Origin of the sequence: Pedobacter sp. CG_S7 (genome assembly GCF_040544395.1) — a bacterium.
GTDB lineage: Bacteria > Bacteroidota > Bacteroidia > Sphingobacteriales > Sphingobacteriaceae > Pedobacter.
In genome coordinates this window covers 18,071-39,727 of sequence record NZ_JBEONS010000017.1, presented here as the reverse complement: position 1 = coordinate 39,727, position 21,657 = coordinate 18,071, and the positions used below count along the sequence as shown (strand labels likewise).

The window sequence follows — 21,657 nt, the reverse complement described above, 5'->3', positions numbered from 1 at the left end:
TTATAATTTACCGACTAGCACTTTTGCACGTTCTACTACATGCGCTACTGTAATACCATAAAAATTAAACAAATCCGCTGCCGGAGCAGAGGCTCCAAAACCCTTCATACCTATTATATCCCCATCGTCTGTAACATATTTATGCCAACCTAAAGTAGAACCTGCTTCTACAGCAAGACGATTTTTTAGTGATTTAGGAAAAACACTTTCTTTATACTCCGCGCTTTGTTTTTCAAATAATTCCCATGATGGCATGCTCACCACACGGGCAGCAATGCCTTCTTTACTTAATTTACCTTGTACAGCTAAAACAATACTCAATTCTGAGCCTGTTCCAATCAAAATAAGTTCCGGATTTTCTACATCAGACAAAACATAGGCTCCCTTCTCCAGCTCACTCGCTTTGGCATATTTCTGTTGATCAATAACAGGCAAACCCTGCCTGGTTAAAACTAAAATAACTGGACCTGTTTGATGTTCTAGAGCCACACGCCAGGCCTGACTGGTTTCATTTGCATCTCCGGGCCTGATTAACGTAATATTTGGAATCGATCTTAAAGAAATAAGTTGCTCTACTGGCTGATGAGTAGTTCCATCTTCACCCAACCCAATACTATCATGGGTGAAAATAAATATAGGGTTAATCTTCATTATTGCCGCCAGCCTGATGGCCGGGCGCATGTATTCTGAAAAAATCAAAAAAGTAGCGCCGTAAGGGATAACACCTTTTGTTAAAGCCATTCCATTAAGTGCACAGCCCATCGCATGTTCCCGAACACCGAAATGAAAATTACGACCATTTCTGTTTTCAGAACTAAATGATGTAAATTCCTTTAAGTTCGTATCCGTTGATGGTGCCAGATCGGCCGAACCGCCAATTAAACCAGGTAAATAGGCTGCTAAGGCATTTAACACCTTTCCTGATGCCTGACGGGTAGCTATTTCTTCATCACCTTCAAATGTAGGTAATTTTGCTTGCCAACCTTCTGGAAGTTGACCATTTAAGCCAGTCTCGTATGCTAAGGCCAGATCTGGAAATTGCGCTTTATATTGATTGAAAAGTTCTTGCCATTTTTCTGCTACTGCTGTTCCCTTCTCACCAATAGAACGGTAATAAGTTAAAACTTCTTTTGGTACATGAAAAAATTTCGAAGGATCAAATCCAAAGAATTTTTTCACCAGCTTCACTTCCTCTTCGCCCAGCGGTGAACCATGAGCGCCAGCGGTATTTACTTTATTCGGACTGCCATAAGCAATTTGTGTCCTTATTTTTATTAATGATGGTTTCTGTGTTTCAGCTTGTGCATTTCGAACAGCAATTGCTATAGCATTCACATCATTTCCATCCTCCACTATTTGTACATGCCAGCCATAGGCTTCAAACCGTTGAGCCACATTTTCTGTAAACGCTATTCCTGTATTTCCCTCAATAGAAATATGGTTGTCGTCATATAAATAAATCAGGTTGCCCAATTCTAAATGCCCAGCTAAAGATGCTGCCTCAGCAGTAACCCCCTCCATCATGTCCCCGTCACTACAGATCACATAAATCTTATAATCAAACAAATCAAACCCAGGCTTGTTAAACCGGGCCGCCAAATGTTTTTGTCCAATAGCAAATCCAACACCATTTGCAAAACCCTGACCCAGCGGCCCGGTGGTCACATCAATTCCATCGGTAAGCCCATATTCCGGGTGACCAGCAGTCTTGCTATGCAGTTGTCTGAATTTTTTGATGTCATCGAGCGTAAGGTTATATCCAGTAAGGTAAAGTAAACTATACTGGAGCATACAGCCATGGCCAGCAGATAAAATAAAACGATCACGGTTTGGCCAATGTGCATCTTTAGGATTATAATGCATGAATTTAGTGAAAAGTACATGTCCCATTGGTGCAGCTCCCATTGGCATTCCCGGATGTCCGGAATTTGCTTTTTGTACTGCGTCCACTGATAATAATCGTATTGTATTGATTGCAAGGTCTTCAAGCTCTTTCTTATATTCCATAGTATTCAGATTGATAGGTGTTTAAATAACGTTTGCAATCATAAACAGTTTTAAAAATATTATAGGAGATGGGATATCAGTCGAGCTACTTTTTCAGGAAATTGCTTATGTAAAGGGCGTTCAAACCATTCATCTGGATTAATTTTTACTGCATTTTTTAAATCCTCATAAAAAACATCCCGTAATTGTCGGGCAAAATCAGCATCATAGATCATGGTGTTTACCTCAAAATTCAAATCAAAACTTCTATGGTCCATATTTGCCGTCCCAATAATCGACAATTGCGTATCTGAAACCAATGTTTTCGCATGAATAAAGCCCTTTTTATACAGATATATTTCCACGCCTGCTTTTAATAGTTCTCCATAATAGGACCGTGCAGCTGCATCTACAGTGAATGAATCAGATTTATCCGGCACCAGAAGTTTAATTTGAATACCGCTCAATGCAGCAACAGTAATTTCATCAAGTAAACTTCCACCCGGAATAAAATAAGGTGTAGTAATTAAAATTTCCTCCTCCGCAAGGCCAATCGCATCTAATAAAGAAAAAAGTATCGTTGGGTTATCTGAATCTGGCCCGCTGGAAGCTATTTGAACCACAGCACCTAAACTTGGTATAAGTTCCGCATTATCAAAAAAGGATTTTTCAGGGACCAATTCTTCTTCAGAACAGAAATTCCAATCATTGATAAATAAATACTGTAAATAATAAACGCCTTCACCAATAATTTTTACGTGAGTATCCCTCCAGTAAAGTTTTTCCGGTTCTTCTGTTGAATTAATGTATCGGTCACTCACATTTATACCTCCAGTAAAAGCAATATGTCCATCAATAATAATTATTTTACGGTGATTCCGGTAATTGACCCGGTTGGCAAGCTTCATAAATTTAATCTTGTAAAACGGAGCACATTTAACCCCTGCAGCTTCCATTTCTGGCACCAGTTTTTTCCGGATAGACCGGCTGCCAAAATCATCATAAATAAAACGAACTTGTACCCCCTCTATTGCTTTTTGTATCAACACCTCTTTAATCTGCTGACCTATCACCTCATCTTCAAATATATAATATTCGATATGGATGTGGTGTTTCGCAGCTTTTAGTGATTTGATAACCTCAGGAAATTTCCTTTCACCATTCAGTAATAACTCCACCTGGTTGTTTTCTGTGAGCTGACTTAAGCTACCATTTAATAAAAGCCTCGCCAGTTTTTTGAATTTTTTAACTTCTGGTTTTTTCTGTCCCATTACAATTTCAGATTGCACATGTATTCTATGGGTAATTTCTTTTCGCAGTTTATCATCTTTAATCAGCTTCTTGCTATATAATTTCCGTTTCCTGTAATTTGTGCCTACAGAAAAGTAAATGATCATTCCTGCAAATGGTAAAAACAAGGTCAGCAGTAAATAAGATAAGGTTTTACTCGTGTTATTGGTGTCATATATGATACGAAGACACACTGCAATAACAAGAAATACGTAAATAATTTCAGCTATAAATATCCAATTCATTTAAATAAGTTTGTGCATTTTTAAAATTAGCAATATCTTTCACACCTATATAAATATATTAATTGATGAATAAGTTTTTTCAAAACTATAAAGGAATAATTTTATTGCTTATTGGAATCATTCTCGGCAGTATTGCTGGTTTGATTTTTGGTAAGCAAGTAGAGGTTTTAAAACCAATTGGTGATATCTTTTTAAATTTCCTTTTCACGGCTGTAATTCCACTGGTATTTTTTGCCATCTCTTCGGCCATTGCAAACCTGAGTACAACAAACCAACTCAATAAAATGATGGGTGTGATGTCTTTGGTGTTCTTAAGCACCGTTATAATAGCCGCTTTAATCACTATTTTCGCTGTATATATTTTCCCAATTCATGAAAATATTCAAGTCATTAAATTAACTGAAGTCATAGCAAAAAAACCTATAGGCGACCAGATTACAAGCATGCTCACTACAGGAGAATTTTATGAATTACTTTCCAGAAAAAGCATGCTGGCAATGATCATTTTCTCCGTTTTAATCGGCTTTGCAACTTTGCATTCGGGAGAAAAAGGGGCCTCTTTTTCAAGGTTTCTAAATTCTGGTAATGAAGTGTTTAAAAATGTTTTTATCCTCATCATGAAATTGGCGCCTATTGGTTTAGGTGCTTATTTTGCTTACCAGGTCGGTGTATTCGGTCCTCAATTATTTGGTACCTACGCACGTTCTCTAGGTTTATATTACGGTGTAGCGGCATTTTACTTTGTTTTTATCTTTAGTTTATATGCTTTCATTGCCGGAGGCATGAAGGGGTTGAAAATATTCTGGCCAAATAATATTGTTCCTTCTGCAACTTCTATTGGCACATGTAGCAGTATAGCTACTATACCTGCTAATTTAGAGGCATGCAAAAAAATTGGTGTCCCAGATTACATCACCAATGTTACCATTCCACTCGGTGCAACCTTACATAAAGATGGCTCCAGTATCTCTTCTATTATTAAAATGGCCGTAGTATTTGCCATGTTTGGAAAGAGTTTTGATAGTGCTGATGTTATTGTTTTGGCAGTGGGAATGACCATCCTGGTTAGTATTGTGGAAGGTGGTATCCCTAATGGTGGTTACGTAGGTGAACTTTTATTTATTTCAGCTTATGGATTTCCACCTGAAGCCTTACCTCCTGCTATGATTATTGGCACATTGGTCGATCCAATGGCCACCTTGTTAAATGCCACTGGCGATAACGTATCGGCCATGCTAGTGAGCAGGTTTACCGAAGGGAAAAACTGGTTAAAAGGGTTAGCAACTACAGGCTAATTTAGCAATCATTAATTTTCTAAACCATTTTTATTAGAATGTGTTATAAAGACATTAAAAATGAGTAGATGAAAAAGCGTGATAGCAATACGAAAAGTATATGGCAAGATGTTCAATTAAATTGGCAGCCTGCCCCAATAACTGCTGGTAACATTATTTATGATACTTTAATTGTTGGTGGCGGAATCACAGGTATTACAACTGCGCTTTTGCTTCAAAAAGCTGGTAAAAATTGTGTTCTGGCCGAATCAAAAACTTTAGGTTATGGTACAACGGGTGGAACTACTGCTCACCTCAATACTTTTTTCGACGCCTCCTACCTTGATATTGAAAATGACTTTGGAGAAGATGCGGCTAAACTTATGGCTTTAGCGGGGGTAAGCACCCTCGCCATGATCAAAGATTTTGTTGACGCTTATGCCATTGACTGCGATTTTGAATATAAGGATGCTTATTTATATTCGGAAAATGAAGAAGAGACCAAAAAATTAGTAGAAACTTTAGCAGCTATCAGAAAAGCTGGAATTAACGCTGTTGAAATTAGGGAAAACAGCGTACCTATACCTTTTGAAATGGCAGTCTTATTTACCAACCAAGGCCAGTTTCATCCCCTGAAATACCTGTACCACCTAGCTAAAATTTTTGTGGAAGCAGGAGGCACTATTCTTGAAAATACTTTTATCAAAAATACAACATTCGATAATGGCGTTCATATTGCTGTAAGTGATACCTTAACCCTTAAAGCTTTGAGCTTGGTTTATGCCACTCATCTGCCTCCTGGCATTAATATTTTGGATTTTAGGTGTGCACCTTATAGAAGCTATGTTTTGGGTTTAAAGCTGAAAAACGAAGATTATCCTGATGCCTTGGTCTATGACATGCAAGAGCCTTATCATTATTTCCGCACTCATGAAATAAATGGTCAAAAATACCTCGTATTGGGGGGAGAAGATCATAAAACCGGTCATGATGACCCTGAAAAAGCAATTAAAAATCTTGCCGATTATGCAAGGAAATATTTTTATGTAGATTCAATCGATTACCAATGGTCGTCACAATATTATATTTCTACCGATGGACTACCGTATATTGGTTTACTACCCGCTGGAGAGGAGCAATTGTATGTTGCCACTGGTTTTGGTGGTAATGGTATGATATTCGGCACCCTGGCGGGGAAAATAATTTCTGATCAACTATTGGGTATCCCTAATCCCTATACCGAATTGCTCAACCCTTCAAGAATTAAGCCTATTGCTGGTTTTGAAGAATTCGTTACACAAAATACAGATGTTGCTGTTCACTTTGTGATGGATCGCCTATCTGCTACAGCAATAGCTTCTTTAAGTGAATTAGAACCTGGTACAGGTAGCGTACTGAAATACAAAAACAAAAAATTAGCCATTTATAAAGCTGATGATGGTCGGATTACAGCTTTAAATCCCGTTTGCACCCATGCTAAATGCATCGTGAATTTCAATGAGGTAGAAAAAAGCTGGGACTGCCCTTGTCATGGTGGCCGGTACTCGATTTCCGGCGAGGTATTAAATGGCCCACCAAGTAACAATTTAACTCAAATTCAAATCGATTAATTATAATTATGTTTTTAACTTTTTACCGAAATGGTCAGTAACTCTATTTTTTGGTTGTTGAATTGTCAAACTTTTGCTAAAAACTGTAATTATGGCAAACTTTTGTAGTTTGATTAGGAAAAATCTCAGCAGATTCAATATTTTTGCCCACTTTAAATCACATTATAATTAACAAAATTAACAATAATACCAAATAATGCATAACCCAGAAAATAAAATCAAAGTTGCAATTTTAGGCGTAGGAAATTGCGCTAGTTCATTGGTTCAAGGTGTAGAATATTACACAAAAAACAACGAACAAAAATCAGGCTTAATGACTGATGATATTGGTGGTTATAGGGCAAAAAATATAGTGTTTGTTTGTGGGTTTGAAATAGATGAGAGGAAAATTGGCCAACCGTTAAAAGCTGCCATTCTTGCAAAACCAAATTGTACAATCATATTAAATGACGACGTAACTACCGAAGCTCCAATTTACAGGTCTCCGGTGCTTGATGGTGTTTCTCCATTGATGGAGGCTTATCCTGAAGCTAATAGATTCGTTATCAAGGAGGAACTAAGAAATACAGATCTTTTAAAAGACACTGTTTCTTATGACAAAGAACTTGTTGCTACTTTAAGAAGTGAAATTGTATCCCGTTTAAAAGAACACCAGGTTGAAGTTTTAATTAACTACCTGCCTGTCGGTTCTCAATTGGCTACAGAGTTTTATGCAGAAATCTGTATTGAATTAGGTATATCTCTAGTAAACTGTATCCCGGTATTTATTGCTTCTGATCCAGTTTGGGAACAGAAATTTATTGATGCAGGTATTCCAATTATTGGTGATGACATGCGCAGTCAGTTTGGAGCTAGTATTGTTTCTCAAATGCTTCAGGAGCTTGCTTTTGAACGTGGACACCATGTAAAAGCCCATATCCAAAGAAATGTTGGTGGTAATACCGATTTCCTTAATATGGAAGATAAAAATCGTTTGAAATCTAAAAAAATCTCAAAAGAGAATGTAATTAGGGCTCAAAACGATATCAGGGGTATTTCTACTGAAAATAGCTTTTTACATGCCGGTCCATCAGAATACATCCCTTACTACGGTGATAATAAAGTTGCCAATTTCCGTTTGGAATTAGAAGGATTTATGGGTGCGCCAGTTATATTTGATGCACAATTATCTGTTCAGGATTCACCGAACTCTGCAGGTGTAGTAATTGATGCCATCAGGTACGTTTATGTTGCCAGAGAATTAGGTTTAGTTGGTGCCTTAAGAGGTCCTTCTGCTTCTACTCAAAAAACACCACCGCAACAAATGATGTTTAGCGATGCAATTCTGGAATGTCATGCCCTGGCTAACCGCGAATTAACGGCGTCTACAAGAAAACAATTGAAAAAATAATTATCCTGCTTTTTTTGCAGTATTTAAACAGGCCTTGCTTTAAAAACAAGGCCTGTTTTTTTGTGACCTCTATTTAATTATAATGCTATAAACTCCCAAGCGCTTTGATGAGCATCCAACTGCGCTGCATAACTGATAAAATCTGCATAAAAAGGAAGTCTGCAAAGTGTTGCACTGTCACCAATTACAACCAATTTCTTTCTGGCTCTTGTCATGGCCACATTCATCCGTCTGATATCGGTAAGAAAGCCTATAACCCCTTCTGCATTACTTCTGGTTAAGCTGATGTAAACTAAATCTCGTTCTTGTCCCTGGAAACTATCTATCGTATTTACCGTAAGTTTGTTTTTCAGGCCCAATAATTCCTCACTGTGTAGAATCAAATCCTTCAACACTTGAATTTGTTGTTTATAAGGTGATATGATGGCAATGCTGGGAAAATTTTCCGGACTGTAGTGTCTTTGAAGGGTAATAACCGTTTGGGTTAAATGCTTTAGTAAAAATACGGCCTCATCAGGGTTAGTTGCACTTGTTCCTGCTAACTTTTCATCAAAACCACAACCTGCTGTATCAATAAAAGCCAATGGCGCATCGCCTGGAAATAAAACATGATCTGCTACGGAAACATGGGCTTTCAATCGCTGCTGATAAAAAACTGCCGATGGATAACCCATAATAGCCGTATTCATGCGATACTGTTCTTCTAACAGCACTACTGCCTCTGGATTTAAAGTGAAGCATTTCTCAAATAAAGTAGTACTGAGACCACCTCTGGCAGCTTCATTTGATTTTATTGTTGGCGACAACTGACAATGGTCGCCTGCAAATACTACTTTCTGCGCCTTCATTATTGGTATCCAGCAAGCTGGTTCTAATGCTTGTCCGGCTTCATCAACTACCACCGTATGAAATTTAAGGTTCCGTATCGTATAATGATTGGAGCCCACTAAGGTTGCCGTAATAATTTGAGCTTCACCTATAACCTGCTGGCCGATATATTTTTCAGTTTTCTCTACTTCCTTTAATATTTGATAAGCTGCTTCAAAAAGCTGTTTCCTTTGCTCCTTTTCTGCCCTTCCAAAATTACGTTTGTATTGATGAGCCATGTTTTTATAAGCATTAGCTTGCTTTTTCAAAGCCTTAATTTCTTTCATGCTTTTATGATCAGCCATTTTGCTGTCGAGCGTTAAAGCCATCAATTTTTCTGAAACCCTTGCAGGATTCCCAATACGTAATACAGATAAGCCCTCATCAGCCAATTTTTCCGTCAATAAATCTACTGCTGTATTGCTTGGTGCAACCACCAGAATTTGTTGGCCATTTTGCTTATGCATAGCCTTAATGGCTTGCACCAGGGTGGTTGTTTTACCTGTTCCAGGAGGGCCATGTACAATTGCTAATTCATTTGCTGAAAGTATTTTATTTACCGCCAGTTGTTGTGATACATTAAGTTTAGGATTTACAATTATTTCTAGCTCTTTGTGGGAAGTAACTTTCTTCTGGCCGGTCAGGATTTTGATTAAGTCCAGAGATTCAGACTTTTCATCTGCTGTTGATGCTAGCTTGATAGCCTTTTTCATTTCATCGTAACTGTTATTATCAAACAACAGGTCTATACCTAACTTCCCTCCGGTAGACCAGTCGGGCAATTCGTCGGTTTTTAGTGTGATTTTAAGCCGGTTCCCACTGCTATAAGCAATAATTCCTTCAGTACGGTGCTCTGGGTGATGCTGAGAAAATAAAGCCGCAGGCATGCCAAACCGTAATTGATGTGGGGTATCCAAATGTGATGTTCTTTCCACTTCTACAGTCAAATATTCACCACGACTCATTTCAGAACCTTTTATCGCAATGGGATACCAGGAAAGTCCATTACTTCTTTTTTCTGCTACAGAAGAACTTTCTGTTAATCTTTTATAGGATTTTAAATCTTCGTCCTGCTCTAATTTCAGCAGGGCTAAAAGACGTTGAAAATATTCCATATTGTAATTTAAAGAACCATGGTGCAAAATAAGTTATCAAGGGTCAATGCCGCATCCAAACAAAACCCGGGGTGTACTTTTGAGCTTTGTACTATAGTACTGCGGGTTGCCGTAAGCCACCTAAACCGGGATGGACTATCTAAGCTGCCAATGGGGCCACCAGATTTACCACCTTCACAGATCTTTCCTAAAGCGCCTAAGTGTTCTTCCAGTTCTTCCAAATCCAGCGTTGCACACAAAGCTTTTAACCTTAGGGGGTCAATGGTGTAAATTATTTTCAAGAATTTCAGCTTAGCACAATAAAGAATGACACCCACATTCATAAATTCTTCGCGTTCTACCCTAGGTACAACCCGAATGAGCGCATACTCATATAAGTATTGCTCTTGCATTTTGCGCTTCTTTAACAAATATGGAGGAATTGGCTATTCTTGTGTTTAAAAAATAAGCATAGGCCTGTCTGTGTGCTTCAGGTGTCTCAAATGTTGTATCTCCGGCCAACCATTCATCAGGTATTAGAGCTACCATAGTTTGAATGAAATCAGAGGTTAATATAGCAGCATATTCTTCATTTACGGCCAAGAGTTCTGAGGCTTGCGACAACAATACATGATCTTTAATCAAAATAAATGGTTTTTTAGCCTGCTCTTCCCAATTTTGCCAGGAATGGTGAAAATAGAGAGAAGCACCATGGTCAATTAGCCATAATTCCTTATGCCACATGAGCATATTGGTGTTGCGCGCGGTCCTGTCCATGTTGGTCAGCAAACAATCCAGCCAAACAATTTGTGAAGCTAACTTAGGCTCAACAGTATTAACCGCAGGATCATAAGTAATTGCCCCCGAAAGGTAGTGCAATGCAAGATTCAGTCCTACGCTAAATTTCAATAAATCTTGTATTTCTTCATCTGCTTCCGTGCGGCCAAAGGCTTCATCCAAATTGGCGAACACAATTTCTGGCATCCTTAACCCCAGCTTACGAGCTATTTCTCCACCAATAAGTTCGGCAATCAAAGCCCGTGGTCCCTGCCCGGCACCTCTAAATTTCAAAACATATAAAAACTCATCATCTGCTTCCGCAATAGCAGGCATGGAGCCCCCTTCACGTAATGGGGTTACATACCTGATCACATTCACGGTACGGATGTGAGGTGAATTGTTGTTCATACTTATAAATTTATTTCCCTTAAATACTTATTGGTCAATGGTTGACCTCATTTACTTCAACTTTTACAAAGGTAGTATTTTAAAAGTTAATGGTTAATGTTACAATTAGGTATGCCATAGCATAAGAACTCATTTAATGTGCAGCTAATCCGCACCTGGTTTCGGTTAACCCGAACGAGGTCCCTACCAGCTCCCTACTTGCTCCGTATTTACTGCGGCTTTGGTCCGGCTTTACAGTTAAACAGAGTGCTTGCGCTGCACTTACTAAATCAACGTAAGCTCTTCACAATTGCTGCACTGGCAACGTACTTTAATATTGCTTGCCATTGGCTTTTTCAATTAAACTTTCTACAATTTCTTCGTCTGTGAGTTCGAAGTTATATTCGTCATTCGTTAGGCCCATATTTAATGCTGTATTTCTGAACTTCATATCACTTTTGACAACACTTTTAGCGGTAGAGTGAAATTCTGTGGCGCCGGTTATCCTGATAATGTCCGCTATGTTAGTCTCCCTAATTCCTGCTCCGGGCATGATACTGATTCTGCCAGCAGCAATTTTGATTAGGGAGGCAATTTTTTCCGCCCCATCCAGCGCATTAGCTGCGCCTCCTGAAGTAAGGATCCTTTCGCAACCTAACTCAATAATGTCTTCTAAAGCTTGCTCCATGTCGGCGCAACGGTCAAATGCTCTATGGAAACCAATTTTCATGGGTTTTGCCAAAGCAATTAATTCAGCACATCTTTCTTTATCTATACGGCTATCAGTTTGGAGGATTCCAAAAACTATTCCATCACAATTCAATGATTTACAAATAGCTATATCTACCTTCATTAAGTTAAACTCTAATTCAGAATAGACGAAATCACCTGCACGTGGCCGGATAATGGGGTAAACTTTTATGGTTAAAAGTTCCTTTGCTAATTTAATTTGTGCATAACTAGGTGTAGTACCACCCTCCTTTAAATTATCGCAAAGTTCTACCCTTATGGCTCCGCCGTGTTGTGCTGCCAATGCAGACGCTACGCCGTTGGTACAAACTTCCATTTGAATCATTTGCTGTTATTTAAACTGTTCATATAATTATTTAATGGTAATAACTCTTTCCTGGAACCAGGAGATCTGATTTCGATTCGTTACAAACCGCATAGCTGAAACCTTTTTGAATGGCATAAGCCCCGTATTCGCCTTTTTTATTCAGGGCCAGGAAGCCTACCTGAATTTCCTTTGCCACAGCAGGCTTCTTTTTAATGATACGCATTACCGCTTCTTTACAGGCATCTTCTGGCGAATAACCTTGTCGCATGAGTTCTACGACTAAAAAACTACCCACATTACGAATCACTTCCTCACCAACGCCGGTAGAGGTAGCACCGCCAATTTCATTGTCGATATAAAGTCCTGCACCAATAATGGGACTGTCACCCACCCTGCCGTGTAATTTAAAAGCCATACCGCTGGTGGTACAGGCACCAGAAATATTTCCTTTGGCATCAATAGCTAACATGCCAATGGTATCATGGTTATATTGATTGCCAGGCATATTTTCAATATTAATAACCGGTGCATATTTCGCCGTTTTAAGCCATTCTTTCCATGCACGTTCACTTTCTTTTGTGAGTAAATTTTCTTTTTTAAAACCATTCTCTAAAGCAAATTGCAAAGCACCATCGCCAACCAAAAGCACATGTGGTGTTTTTTCCATAACCATTCTGGCTACTGCTATAGGGTGCTTAATGTATTCTAAAGCGGCTACCGAACCGCAATTACCGAAATCGTCCATAATACAGGCATCTAGGGTAACCTTGCCATCACGGTCGGGAAAGCCACCATAACCTACTGAATGGTTGTTAGCATCGGCCTCGGGCACCTGCACGCCAATTTCTACGGCATCTAATGCTCGACCGCCTTTGGAGAGTACTTTCCAAGCCGCTTTGTTCGCGGCTACACCGAAATCCCAGGTGGAAATGACAATCGGTTTTATGGGTACTGCGGCTTTAACAGGCAGCATAGCGACCGCCTTTGTTTTATCTATTGCTACAAAGGCTGCAGTTAATGCAGAAGCCTTTAAAAAAAACCTACGGTTAAAACCTTTTTTCATAACTCGGACTTACAACTTTTTAAACGGCTAAAATATTAATAAAATATCCCGAAAAGCAGAAATCTCTTATTTTCTTTACGCTTGTGGTAAAGAAAATAAGAGATTATGAATTTGTTAAAGTTCTTTTTTCATTGCTAGAGTAGCATTTAAAGGGAAACTACGTAACAGCTGGATTTATTTGTAATCAAGATACTTTTGGTTATCGAATTAATTACTAGCCTTTTAATACTAAATATAAGAAAGCAGCAACTGCCGCCCCAATTACTGGTCCGATAACAGGAATCCAGGCATAACTCCAATGCCCTTTTTCTTTATTTTTAATTGGCAGGATGGCATATATTAACCTCGGACCGAGGTCGCGTGCCGGATTAATAGCATATCCTGTGGTACCGCCTAAAGAAAGACCAATTGCCCAAACCAGGAAAGCTACAGGAATGGCACCTAGAGAACCTAGTCCTACTGGTGTTTTTTCCGCTCCCATCTCTCCATTTGCAAAATGGAAAATCACAAAAATGAGTACAAATGTTCCAATAATTTCACTCAACAGGTTGGAAATGTTATTTCTAATGGCCGGACTAGTATAAAATGCCGCAGCTTTAAGTCCCTGTTCTTTTGTTTTCAAAAAATGGTCTTTATAGATCACCCATACCAGAAAAGCACCCAGCATGGCACCAATAAATTGAGCAAGAATATACACTGGTGCTTGTGCCCAGCTAAATTTACCTGCAATAGCAAGTGCAATAGTTACAGCAGGATTTAAATGTGCGCCACTATATGGACCAGCGATGACCACCCCTGTAAAAACCGCCAGCGCCCAGCCAGTGGTAATTACTATCCAGCCACCGTTGTTACCTTTTGTTCCACTTAAAACTACATTCGCCACTACGCCATTGCCTAATAGAATCAGGATCATAGTACCAATGATTTCGGCAATAAAAGCATTCATAAAATAAGGTTATTTGTTAATATTTAATTTATTCGGCTGCAGCCCAGAATTTAACAGCGCTAATTGCCTTGTTCCATCCTTTAATCAACGATTCCATGTCGTCTTTGTGTTGCGGTTCAAATTGACGGTTGATTTTCCATTGTTGCTGAATTTCGTCGATATCATCCCAGTAGCCAATGGCCAAACCGGCAAGATAAGCCGCTCCAATGGCAGTTAATTCAGTTACTTTTGGGCGAACTACCTTTACATTAAGTACGTCGGCCTGAAACTGCATCAGCATATCATTTGCTGTTGCACCACCATCAACACGTAATTCCTTAATGATTATGCCCGAATCTGCTTCCATAGCTTTCAATACTTCCATGGTCTGATAAGCAATACTTTCAAGGGCAGCACGACAAATGTGTGCATTTTTTGTACCCCTTGATATGCCGAAAATTGTTCCTCTTGCATATTGATTCCAATGTGGAGCACCTAAACCAGCAAATGCAGGAACCAGGTAAACGCCGCCATTATCTGGCACACTTGCAGCAAGTTTTTCAACTTCCTGAGCGGTGGAAATGATTTTAAGCTCATCCCTAAGCCATTGTACTACTGCCCCTGCAATAAAAATACTGCCCTCCAGTGCGTATTGTACCTTACCGTTAATTTGCCAGGCAACGGTGGTGACCAGATTATTTTTTGATAATATAGGCGTTTCTCCAATGTTCATCAACATAAAACAGCCAGTACCGTAGGTGTTTTTTACCATTCCTTTTTGGGTGCACATCTGACCGAACAAGGCAGCTTGCTGATCTCCAGCGATACCTGCAATCGGTATTTTTTCAGCGAATAAACTTCCAGAAGTCTCTCCGTAAACTTCACTGCAAGATTTTACTTCCGGAAGCATGCTTTCTGGTATCTGAAATAAATCAATGAGCTCTTTATCCCAACTTAGGGTATGAATATTGAAAAGCATAGTCCTTGAGGCATTGGTGACATCAGTTACATGAACTTTTCCCCCGGTTAAATTCCAAATTATCCAGGTATCAATGGTACCAAATAATAGTTTTCCTGCGTCAGCTTTTTCTTTTGCACCCGCTACATTTTCTAAAATCCACTTAATTTTTGTAGCGGAGAAATAGGCATCGACAATAAGTCCGGTTTTCTTTTGAATGCTTAATGCAAATCCGCCTTCTTTTAAAGAATCGCAATAGGCAGCGGTTCTTCTGTCTTGCCAAACAATGGCATGGTGAATTGGATTGCCCGTATCTTTATCCCATACTACAGTAGTTTCCCGTTGATTGGTAATGCCAATTGCAGCAATATTAGCAGCTTTAAGGTTTGCTTTTAGGATGGCTTCGGTTGCAACAGCAACCTGAGTAGACCATATTTCCCTTGCATCGTGCTCTACCCAGCCAGATTGAGGGTAGATTTGTGTGAATTCTCTTTGAGCAACAGATACGATGTCTCCTTGTTTGTTAAAAACAATTGCCCTTGAGCTTGTTGTGCCCTGATCAAAAGATAAAATGTATTTTTCCATTTAAAGTTTAGGTTGATTTAGGATGCTTAAGAGGTAATGGCTTTCTTTTTATTGCATCGCCATTTCGTATTAAACTATAGTAAAAGTAAAGGAAATATTTCGAATAATAATGAAATAGAATTTTAAACAAAAATGTTACGTTGTACTACATAGAAGCAAAAGCTTTTTTATGCAATCAACATCATATAATTGCATAAAAAAGGCTGTCATCATTATTAATGAGACAGCCCCTTGATTTTATTTATTAGTGCTTTATTTATGCCTGCCAAACTGTTCCTGATACATTTTTAAATTACTCTTTAAAATACCTCTGGCAGCGTGTATTCTCGTTTTAACTGTGCCAATAGGAATTTGGAGATCCTGTGCTATCTCGTGGTATTTATAGCCTTCAAAGTACCTAATAAAAGGAATGTAATATTCTGGCTGCAGCTTATCCAAAGCTTTATGTATATCATCCATCATACATTTGTTTTCGCCTCTGTTGGTATATGCGCTATACCGCAACTGCTCAGATGATATTTCATCTGTTACACTAACCAACGTGTTGATTTTTGTTTTCCTCCGGTAACTATTGATAAAGGTATTTTTCAAAATGGTATACAGCCAGCCTTTAAGGTTGGTACCCTCCTTAAACTTAGTTGCATAATGAATGGCCTTTAACAAGGTTTCCTGTACCAAATCATCAGCATCATCAGCATCTTTAGTAAAAGAAAAGGCAAAAGACCGTAGAGAGTCCTTATATAAGTACAACTCATGATTAAAATCAGTCAATTTTGGTTCCATAGCTTTGTTGTATTTAGGTATATACAACAGATCAATTCTCATACCAAAAATCGCTTGTTCTGTTTTCTTTTAGTTAAAACTTTTCAGTACAACTACTTGTTTATCAGTATTTAACCATTATAAAGTCTCTAAACAAAGCTATCAACCTCACGATAGGCCTGTATAAGCCGCAACTCACCTTCAGTTCCTTTTAAAGATAAACCATGTTCCATACCCATCACTCCTTTGTAGCCTTTTTGATAAAGATGTTTAAACAGGTTTTTATAATTAATTTCTCCTGTAGTCGGCTCGTTCCTGCCTGGATTATCGCCAATTTGAATATATGCAATTTCATCCCAACAACGATCGATATTAACAATCAGGTTTCCTTCGGTTTTTTGCATGTGGTAAATATCATAAAGAATTTTACAAGACGGACTGTTGACTGCTTTACAGACACTATAAGTTTCGTGTGTTTGTTGCAAAAACAATTCAGGGGTATCACTTAAAGTTTCCAACACCATAATCAACTGATGAGGTTCAAAAATTTCTGCCCCGGCACGCATAGCATCTACCACATTAGCCATTTGTATACCGTAAGGAAGCTTCCGCTCATAAAAACCGGGAACCACAGTAACCCATTTAGCGTTGCACCTTTTTGCGGCTTCGACTGTTTGGCGACAAGTGTCGATAAAATGATCTTTAAATTCTTTTTTACCTGTTGTCAGTGAAGTCTTCCAGTTATCTCCACCATCTACCACAAAAACCCCCATTCTCATGTTTAGTTTGGCTAATAATTCTCCAATCTTAGTTTGTTCCTCTTTTGATCTTGCTAAATAGCCATTGTCTTCTATAGCTCTGAAACCTTGTTCATGCATATATTTAATCTGATCAAGGAAACTTTTACCTGCATGGTTAGCAAACATTCCCTGATGTGGGGCATAATCAAGGTTAAAAGTTTCGCCTTTTAAAGCGGCAAAGTTGTCGGTTTGTTTAGATCCGGCAACTGCATTTAAAGTGGATGCAGCTACCACCGATGCAGTTGCCAGCATACTATTTTTTAAAAATTCAATTCGGTTCATTTAAGCGGGGTTAAATTAGTGTTTGCTAAAAAAATTCATTGCTAAAATTAAGTTTTAAATTACTTTCGTTTTGCCAGGCATGGCAATAGTGTACAATCCGTTTTCATCAGGCATTAACTTTGGATTGGCTGTCCAGCTTAACTGATCTGGCATCAAACTGTTTTCTGCTTTCAATGCATCATCCCATTTAATAGTCTGACCGGAATAGGTTGCATACCTGCCAATGATTGCAGTAAAACAACTTTTTGCACCCCGTTCTGCATCAGCAAACTTATATTCCCTTTTGGCAATAGCTGCAAACAACTCATCATGTTCTGTTTGGTAAGGGTTGCGGTTGCCTTTAGTGGGGTGGTTGTAAATTTCTTTACCTTTGTGATCCCAAAGCACCGCTTTATTACTTCCAGATAAATAGGTACGACCTTTTGTACCCTGAAAACTCTCATCTATCCGATTTTCTGTGCCTTCAAAATGACGGCACTGGCTATAGATAACGGCGCCGTCAGCATAGGTTAATTCTACTGCATGGTTGTCATAAATCTCTCCATAATCTTTCCCTGTTCTCCAAGCGCGACTACCAGTACCCTGAACTGATACAGGATAGGATCCTTTTACCCAGTTTGCTATATCGATATTGTGAACATGTTGTTCAACTATATGATCGCCACATAACCAGTTAAAATAATACCAGTTACGCATTTGATACTCCATTTCGCTTTGGCTGGGCTCACGTTTTTTAACCCAAACACCACCACTATTCCAATATACTTGTCCACCTACAATGTCGCCTATCGCCCCGTCCTGAATTCTTTTCATCGACTCTAAGTAATTGGTTTGATACCTGCGCTGCAAACCAACAACAACATTTAATTTCTTTTGTTTGGCAATCTCAGCTGTGGCTAACACCTTCCGTATGCCAGGAGCATCTACAGCCACGGGTTTCTCCATGAAAACATGTTTACCCTGCTTTATGGCTTCTTCAAAATGCATAGGCCTGAAACCTGGAGGGGTAACTAATAATACGACATCTGCCAGGGCAATTGCTTTTTGATAGGCATCGAAACCTACAAAACGGCGCTCTTTAGGGACATCAACTTTATCTTTAAATTTTTCAGATAGCGCTTTATAGCTATTTTCCATTCTATCTTCAAAGGCATCGGCCATCGCGACTAATTTAATGTTCTGTTGAGTGCTCAATGCTTGGAAAGCAGCTCCCGTTCCACGATCACCACAGCCTATTAAGGCAATTTTAATTGTGTCATCAACAGATGAATGGCCTCCGGCAAAGGCAAATTGATTTAACAAAACACCACCAGCTATAAGTGCAGAGGCTTTTATAAATTCCCGGCGCTTGTCACGTAATTCTTTGTTTTCCATGTTTGTTTTGGTTTTTAGGTTATAATTTTATTATTTATTAATAGTCTTTAATTACTGGTTGGTCATAATAGGCATCTATAACGGCCTTGGTTGGTGGATTTACTGGCCTCACTAAACGCATTCCAATAAAGGGCGCTTCGGGAAACCACCAATTACTTTTAGGGATTTGAGGATCCAGTTGTTTCCAAATAGGATCTGATGCTAACCTTGCTGCTGAACGCAAGTCCTGAGCCTCACTTTCAAAAGAACCCCCACGTATAACATGGGCATACAGTTTTTCTGGCTTGGCTACAGGATCAATTAGTTTTTCGCCTTTCAATGTAGCGTAGAAACCTGGATCATACTGGTCGTAGGTCCATTCTGCAACATTGCCATAAAGATCAAACAATCCCCATTGATTAGCCTTTTTTAGTCCTACTGCATGGGTCTTCCCTTCACTGTTTTTACTAAACCAGGCGTAATCAGCAAGTTTTGCTGCATCATCATCAAAAGCATATTCACTTGTACTTCCCGCACGACAAGCGTATTCCCATTCCGCTTCTGTAGGTAGGCGATAAAAAACTCCTGTTCGGGCATAAAGCCATTTACAGTATTGTATGGCGTTGTAATGGGTCATGGCAAGAGCGGGATGATTTTCTTTTCCCATCCCAAAAGTCATGTCCAGATAAGGCTTTGTAGGTCTTGTTACAGCATCTACATTGGCTGGAACAGGGGTTATACTATGGGATGTTTCATAATCTTTATACAAAAATGGCTCATAAAGATCCCAGGTAATTTCATAAGTGCTCATCCAAAAGGGTGATATCTTTACTTTATGCAATGGCTGTTCATCAGGTTTTCCTTTTTTACTTCCCATTAGAAATTCTCCTCCAGGAACCGGCTGCATAGAAAAGTTAAGTTTTGTGCCGTTTATTTGTTGTTGATAAGACTTTTCTTTCTCCTGTGCAAGAGAAAGAAAAGAACTCATCAGTACCGGAAGGATTAAAATTAATTTCACTTTCATTATTATAATGATTTTAAATCATAAAAATACATTTTTAAATTAATAACCTGGATTTTGCTTTAACTCTTTATTCCGGTTAATTTCATCACGACTAAATGGCCTGAAATAAATTTTATCATCCCATTTGCGGTTTTCTTGAGCTGTTTCTGTTGTTGGTGTATAAGTATAATTATAAACCGTTGGGTCATAATGGTATGGCTTAGACATGGTTTGTCCGGCTTTAAATTTTCCTGAAACTTTAATATAAGTTGTTTTCCGGCCCAAGGTTTCAGCGGCAATCATCCAGCGGCGCGTATCATGATACCTCTGCTCTTCATAAACCATTTCAATTCGGCGCTCATGACGATAAATATCACGTAATTGTGCTTGGTTTCCAGAAACTATGGCTGGCATCCCTGACCTGAAACGAATACGGTTTAGCCACAACAATGCTTCACCAAACTCGTTCAACTCAATACTTGCTTCAATATAGTTTAAAACAGCTTCCGTATACCTTAAAAAAGGCCATGGAACGAACTGAGGATGGGAAGCGTCAACAATATTAGGATCAGCATCAATGAACTTATGCATGTAATAGCCTGTCCAGCTGCCATTCCAGTTTTCGATAGAACTACCACGGGTATCTAAACCTTTGAAATTAATAATGTTGCTACCTTCCATTAAATCATATTCGCCAGTTTGTATTTGATTTGCAGGATCCACATTTCCAGAAACCTTATCTCTTGGTTTCCAGTCGGCCCCGTCATACAAGATTGTCGCATAAAAACGCGGATCTCTATTTTCATACGGTGCTGCTTTATGTAAAGCGTTTGTCCAGTTAAATTTTGTTCCATCCAACATTTCATAGTCATCAACCAACAGACCTATAGGTGTGTTTCCAGCCCAATTATGGTAACCATTAGGACCATTAAACCTTCCGAAACGCATATCGCTCCGGTCAATAAAATACCTGGCAAGAATCAACTCTGAAGCTGCAGCAGCATCAATATTGGGGCCTTTACTTCCACCACCCATTGCAATGCTTTTATAATTATTTCGGCCATCTGCTGCTGATACTTTTGAAGTAAGTGTTAATTTGTAACCTTTTCCTGCATCTAAAACCATTTTAGCTGCCGTTTGTGCGTCTTTCCAACGCTTGCTACGGTCGCCTGTTAAATAGCCAATAAACTCAGGGTTTGGAAAGCCACTAATTACGGTCGACTTAGCTTTTGCGGTGGTTATGTCGTGTAAATCGCTAGCCGCACTAATCAACATCCGTGATTTTAAGGCCATGGCAGCTAATGCTGAAGTGCGTCCTTTTGGCAAAGTCATTGCATTTAATAACGCAGCGGCATCATCGCAATCTTTTACAATGAATGAGATGCACTCCTCATAAGTGGAACGTTTAATAGCGAAGTCATCACTCAAAGCATAGCTCTTGGCAATAATTGGCACACCCCCATAAAAACGAACTAGCTGGTGATAAAAATAAGCCCTCAAGAAATGGGCTTCACCAAGCAACTGATTTTTTAATGTTTGATCTGTAAGGCCATTATCTGTACCCATTAACCGTTCAATAGTGATATTACAGGCACGAATTCTATTATACATTTGAGTATAACCCCAGGTATTATCGACCCAACCTAAAGTAGTTGCATTAATAATACTGGCATTAACCAAATCTATGCCTCGGTTAGGATGTGTAAACATAGCCTCATCAGAAACTGATGATAACATTTGCTCTGAAAAACCACCTACACTTAGGCCATTATATATTTCGGTGACAAAGGCTTGTGCCAATGCAGGATCCTTCCATACCTCCTCGGCAGGTATCTGGTCTGGTGGTGTTAATGCTAGAAAGTCCTTTTTACATCCCGATGCAATCGAAAATATAAAAACAATGGTAAATATGTAAGTGTATTTGATTGTCGATTTCATATGATAAT

At 38.9% G+C, this 21,657-nt stretch carries 17 protein-coding genes; 3 read left to right on the top strand and 14 right to left on the bottom strand.

Annotated elements, in window-relative coordinates:
- A complete protein-coding gene (tkt, locus tag AAKU52_RS10600) occupies positions 1 to 2,007 on the bottom strand; it encodes a transketolase (RefSeq protein ID WP_354333165.1) in 2,007 nt (668 codons plus the stop codon).
- 59 nt (positions 2,008 to 2,066) lie between these two features.
- Complete coding sequence (gene cls, locus AAKU52_RS10595; protein ID WP_354333164.1) at positions 2,067 to 3,521, bottom strand: cardiolipin synthase; 1,455 nt, start codon at positions 3,519 to 3,521, stop codon at positions 2,067 to 2,069.
- 65 nt (positions 3,522 to 3,586) lie between these two features.
- On the opposite strand from cls, the gene AAKU52_RS10590 reads away from it, so the two are divergent.
- The 3 genes from AAKU52_RS10590 (at position 3,587) to AAKU52_RS10580 (ending at position 7,795) form a co-directional block, all read left to right on the top strand.
- A complete protein-coding gene (locus AAKU52_RS10590; RefSeq protein ID WP_354333162.1) occupies positions 3,587 to 4,816 on the top strand; it encodes a dicarboxylate/amino acid:cation symporter in 1,230 nt (409 codons plus the stop codon).
- Between the two features lie 68 nt (positions 4,817 to 4,884).
- Positions 4,885 to 6,405 carry an FAD-dependent oxidoreductase gene (locus AAKU52_RS10585; RefSeq protein ID WP_354333160.1) on the top strand — a complete coding sequence of 507 codons (1,521 nt, stop codon included), beginning with the start codon at positions 4,885 to 4,887 and terminating at the stop codon, positions 6,403 to 6,405.
- 196 nt (positions 6,406 to 6,601) lie between these two features.
- The gene (locus AAKU52_RS10580; RefSeq protein WP_354333158.1) at positions 6,602 to 7,795 is read left to right on the top strand and encodes an inositol-3-phosphate synthase; all 1,194 of its coding nucleotides are present in this window, start codon (positions 6,602 to 6,604) and stop codon (positions 7,793 to 7,795) included.
- A gap of 77 nt (positions 7,796 to 7,872) precedes the next feature.
- Here the strand turns inward: AAKU52_RS10580 and AAKU52_RS10575 are convergent, their stop codons facing one another.
- The 12 genes from AAKU52_RS10575 to AAKU52_RS10520 form a co-directional block, all read right to left on the bottom strand.
- The gene (locus AAKU52_RS10575; protein WP_354333156.1) at positions 7,873 to 9,777 is read right to left on the bottom strand and encodes an AAA domain-containing protein; all 1,905 of its coding nucleotides are present in this window, start codon (positions 9,775 to 9,777) and stop codon (positions 7,873 to 7,875) included.
- 8 nt (positions 9,778 to 9,785) lie between these two features.
- Positions 9,786 to 10,169: a DUF3037 domain-containing protein gene (locus tag AAKU52_RS10570; RefSeq protein WP_354333154.1), complete on the bottom strand. Its 384-nt coding sequence runs from the start codon at positions 10,167 to 10,169 to the stop codon at positions 9,786 to 9,788.
- Positions 10,147 to 10,944 (bottom strand): HipA family kinase, encoded by a 798-nt coding sequence (locus AAKU52_RS10565; RefSeq protein ID WP_354333152.1) that lies wholly within the window; start codon positions 10,942 to 10,944, stop codon positions 10,147 to 10,149. Before AAKU52_RS10565 ends, AAKU52_RS10570 begins: the two co-directional genes overlap by 23 nt.
- Positions 10,945 to 11,254: 310 nt before the next feature.
- The gene (locus AAKU52_RS10560; protein ID WP_354333150.1) at positions 11,255 to 11,998 is read right to left on the bottom strand and encodes a copper homeostasis protein CutC; all 744 of its coding nucleotides are present in this window, start codon (positions 11,996 to 11,998) and stop codon (positions 11,255 to 11,257) included.
- A 31-nt stretch (positions 11,999 to 12,029) separates the two neighbouring features.
- Positions 12,030 to 13,043 (bottom strand): glycosylasparaginase, encoded by a 1,014-nt coding sequence (locus AAKU52_RS10555; protein WP_354333148.1) that lies wholly within the window; start codon positions 13,041 to 13,043, stop codon positions 12,030 to 12,032.
- 214 nt (positions 13,044 to 13,257) lie between these two features.
- The gene (locus tag AAKU52_RS10550; protein WP_354333146.1) at positions 13,258 to 13,989 is read right to left on the bottom strand and encodes an MIP/aquaporin family protein; all 732 of its coding nucleotides are present in this window, start codon (positions 13,987 to 13,989) and stop codon (positions 13,258 to 13,260) included.
- A gap of 28 nt (positions 13,990 to 14,017) precedes the next feature.
- Positions 14,018 to 15,511, bottom strand: a complete 1,494-nt coding sequence (gene glpK / locus AAKU52_RS10545) for a glycerol kinase GlpK (protein WP_354333144.1) — start codon at positions 15,509 to 15,511, stop codon at positions 14,018 to 14,020.
- 252 nt (positions 15,512 to 15,763) lie between these two features.
- Positions 15,764 to 16,294, bottom strand: a complete 531-nt coding sequence (locus tag AAKU52_RS10540) for an RNA polymerase sigma factor (protein ID WP_354333142.1) — start codon at positions 16,292 to 16,294, stop codon at positions 15,764 to 15,766.
- 128 nt (positions 16,295 to 16,422) lie between these two features.
- On the bottom strand, positions 16,423 to 17,355 hold the full coding sequence (locus AAKU52_RS10535; protein WP_354333140.1) for a hydroxypyruvate isomerase family protein: 933 nt from the start codon (positions 17,353 to 17,355) through the stop codon (positions 16,423 to 16,425).
- Between the two features lie 54 nt (positions 17,356 to 17,409).
- Positions 17,410 to 18,729: a Gfo/Idh/MocA family protein gene (locus tag AAKU52_RS10530; RefSeq protein ID WP_354333138.1), complete on the bottom strand. Its 1,320-nt coding sequence runs from the start codon at positions 18,727 to 18,729 to the stop codon at positions 17,410 to 17,412.
- 37 nt (positions 18,730 to 18,766) lie between these two features.
- Positions 18,767 to 19,732: a formylglycine-generating enzyme family protein gene (locus AAKU52_RS10525; protein ID WP_354333136.1), complete on the bottom strand. Its 966-nt coding sequence runs from the start codon at positions 19,730 to 19,732 to the stop codon at positions 18,767 to 18,769.
- Between the two features lie 39 nt (positions 19,733 to 19,771).
- Positions 19,772 to 21,649, bottom strand: coding sequence for a RagB/SusD family nutrient uptake outer membrane protein (locus AAKU52_RS10520; RefSeq protein ID WP_354333133.1), 1,878 nt, complete (start codon positions 21,647 to 21,649; stop codon positions 19,772 to 19,774).
- Between the last annotated feature and the right edge of the window lie 8 nt (positions 21,650 to 21,657).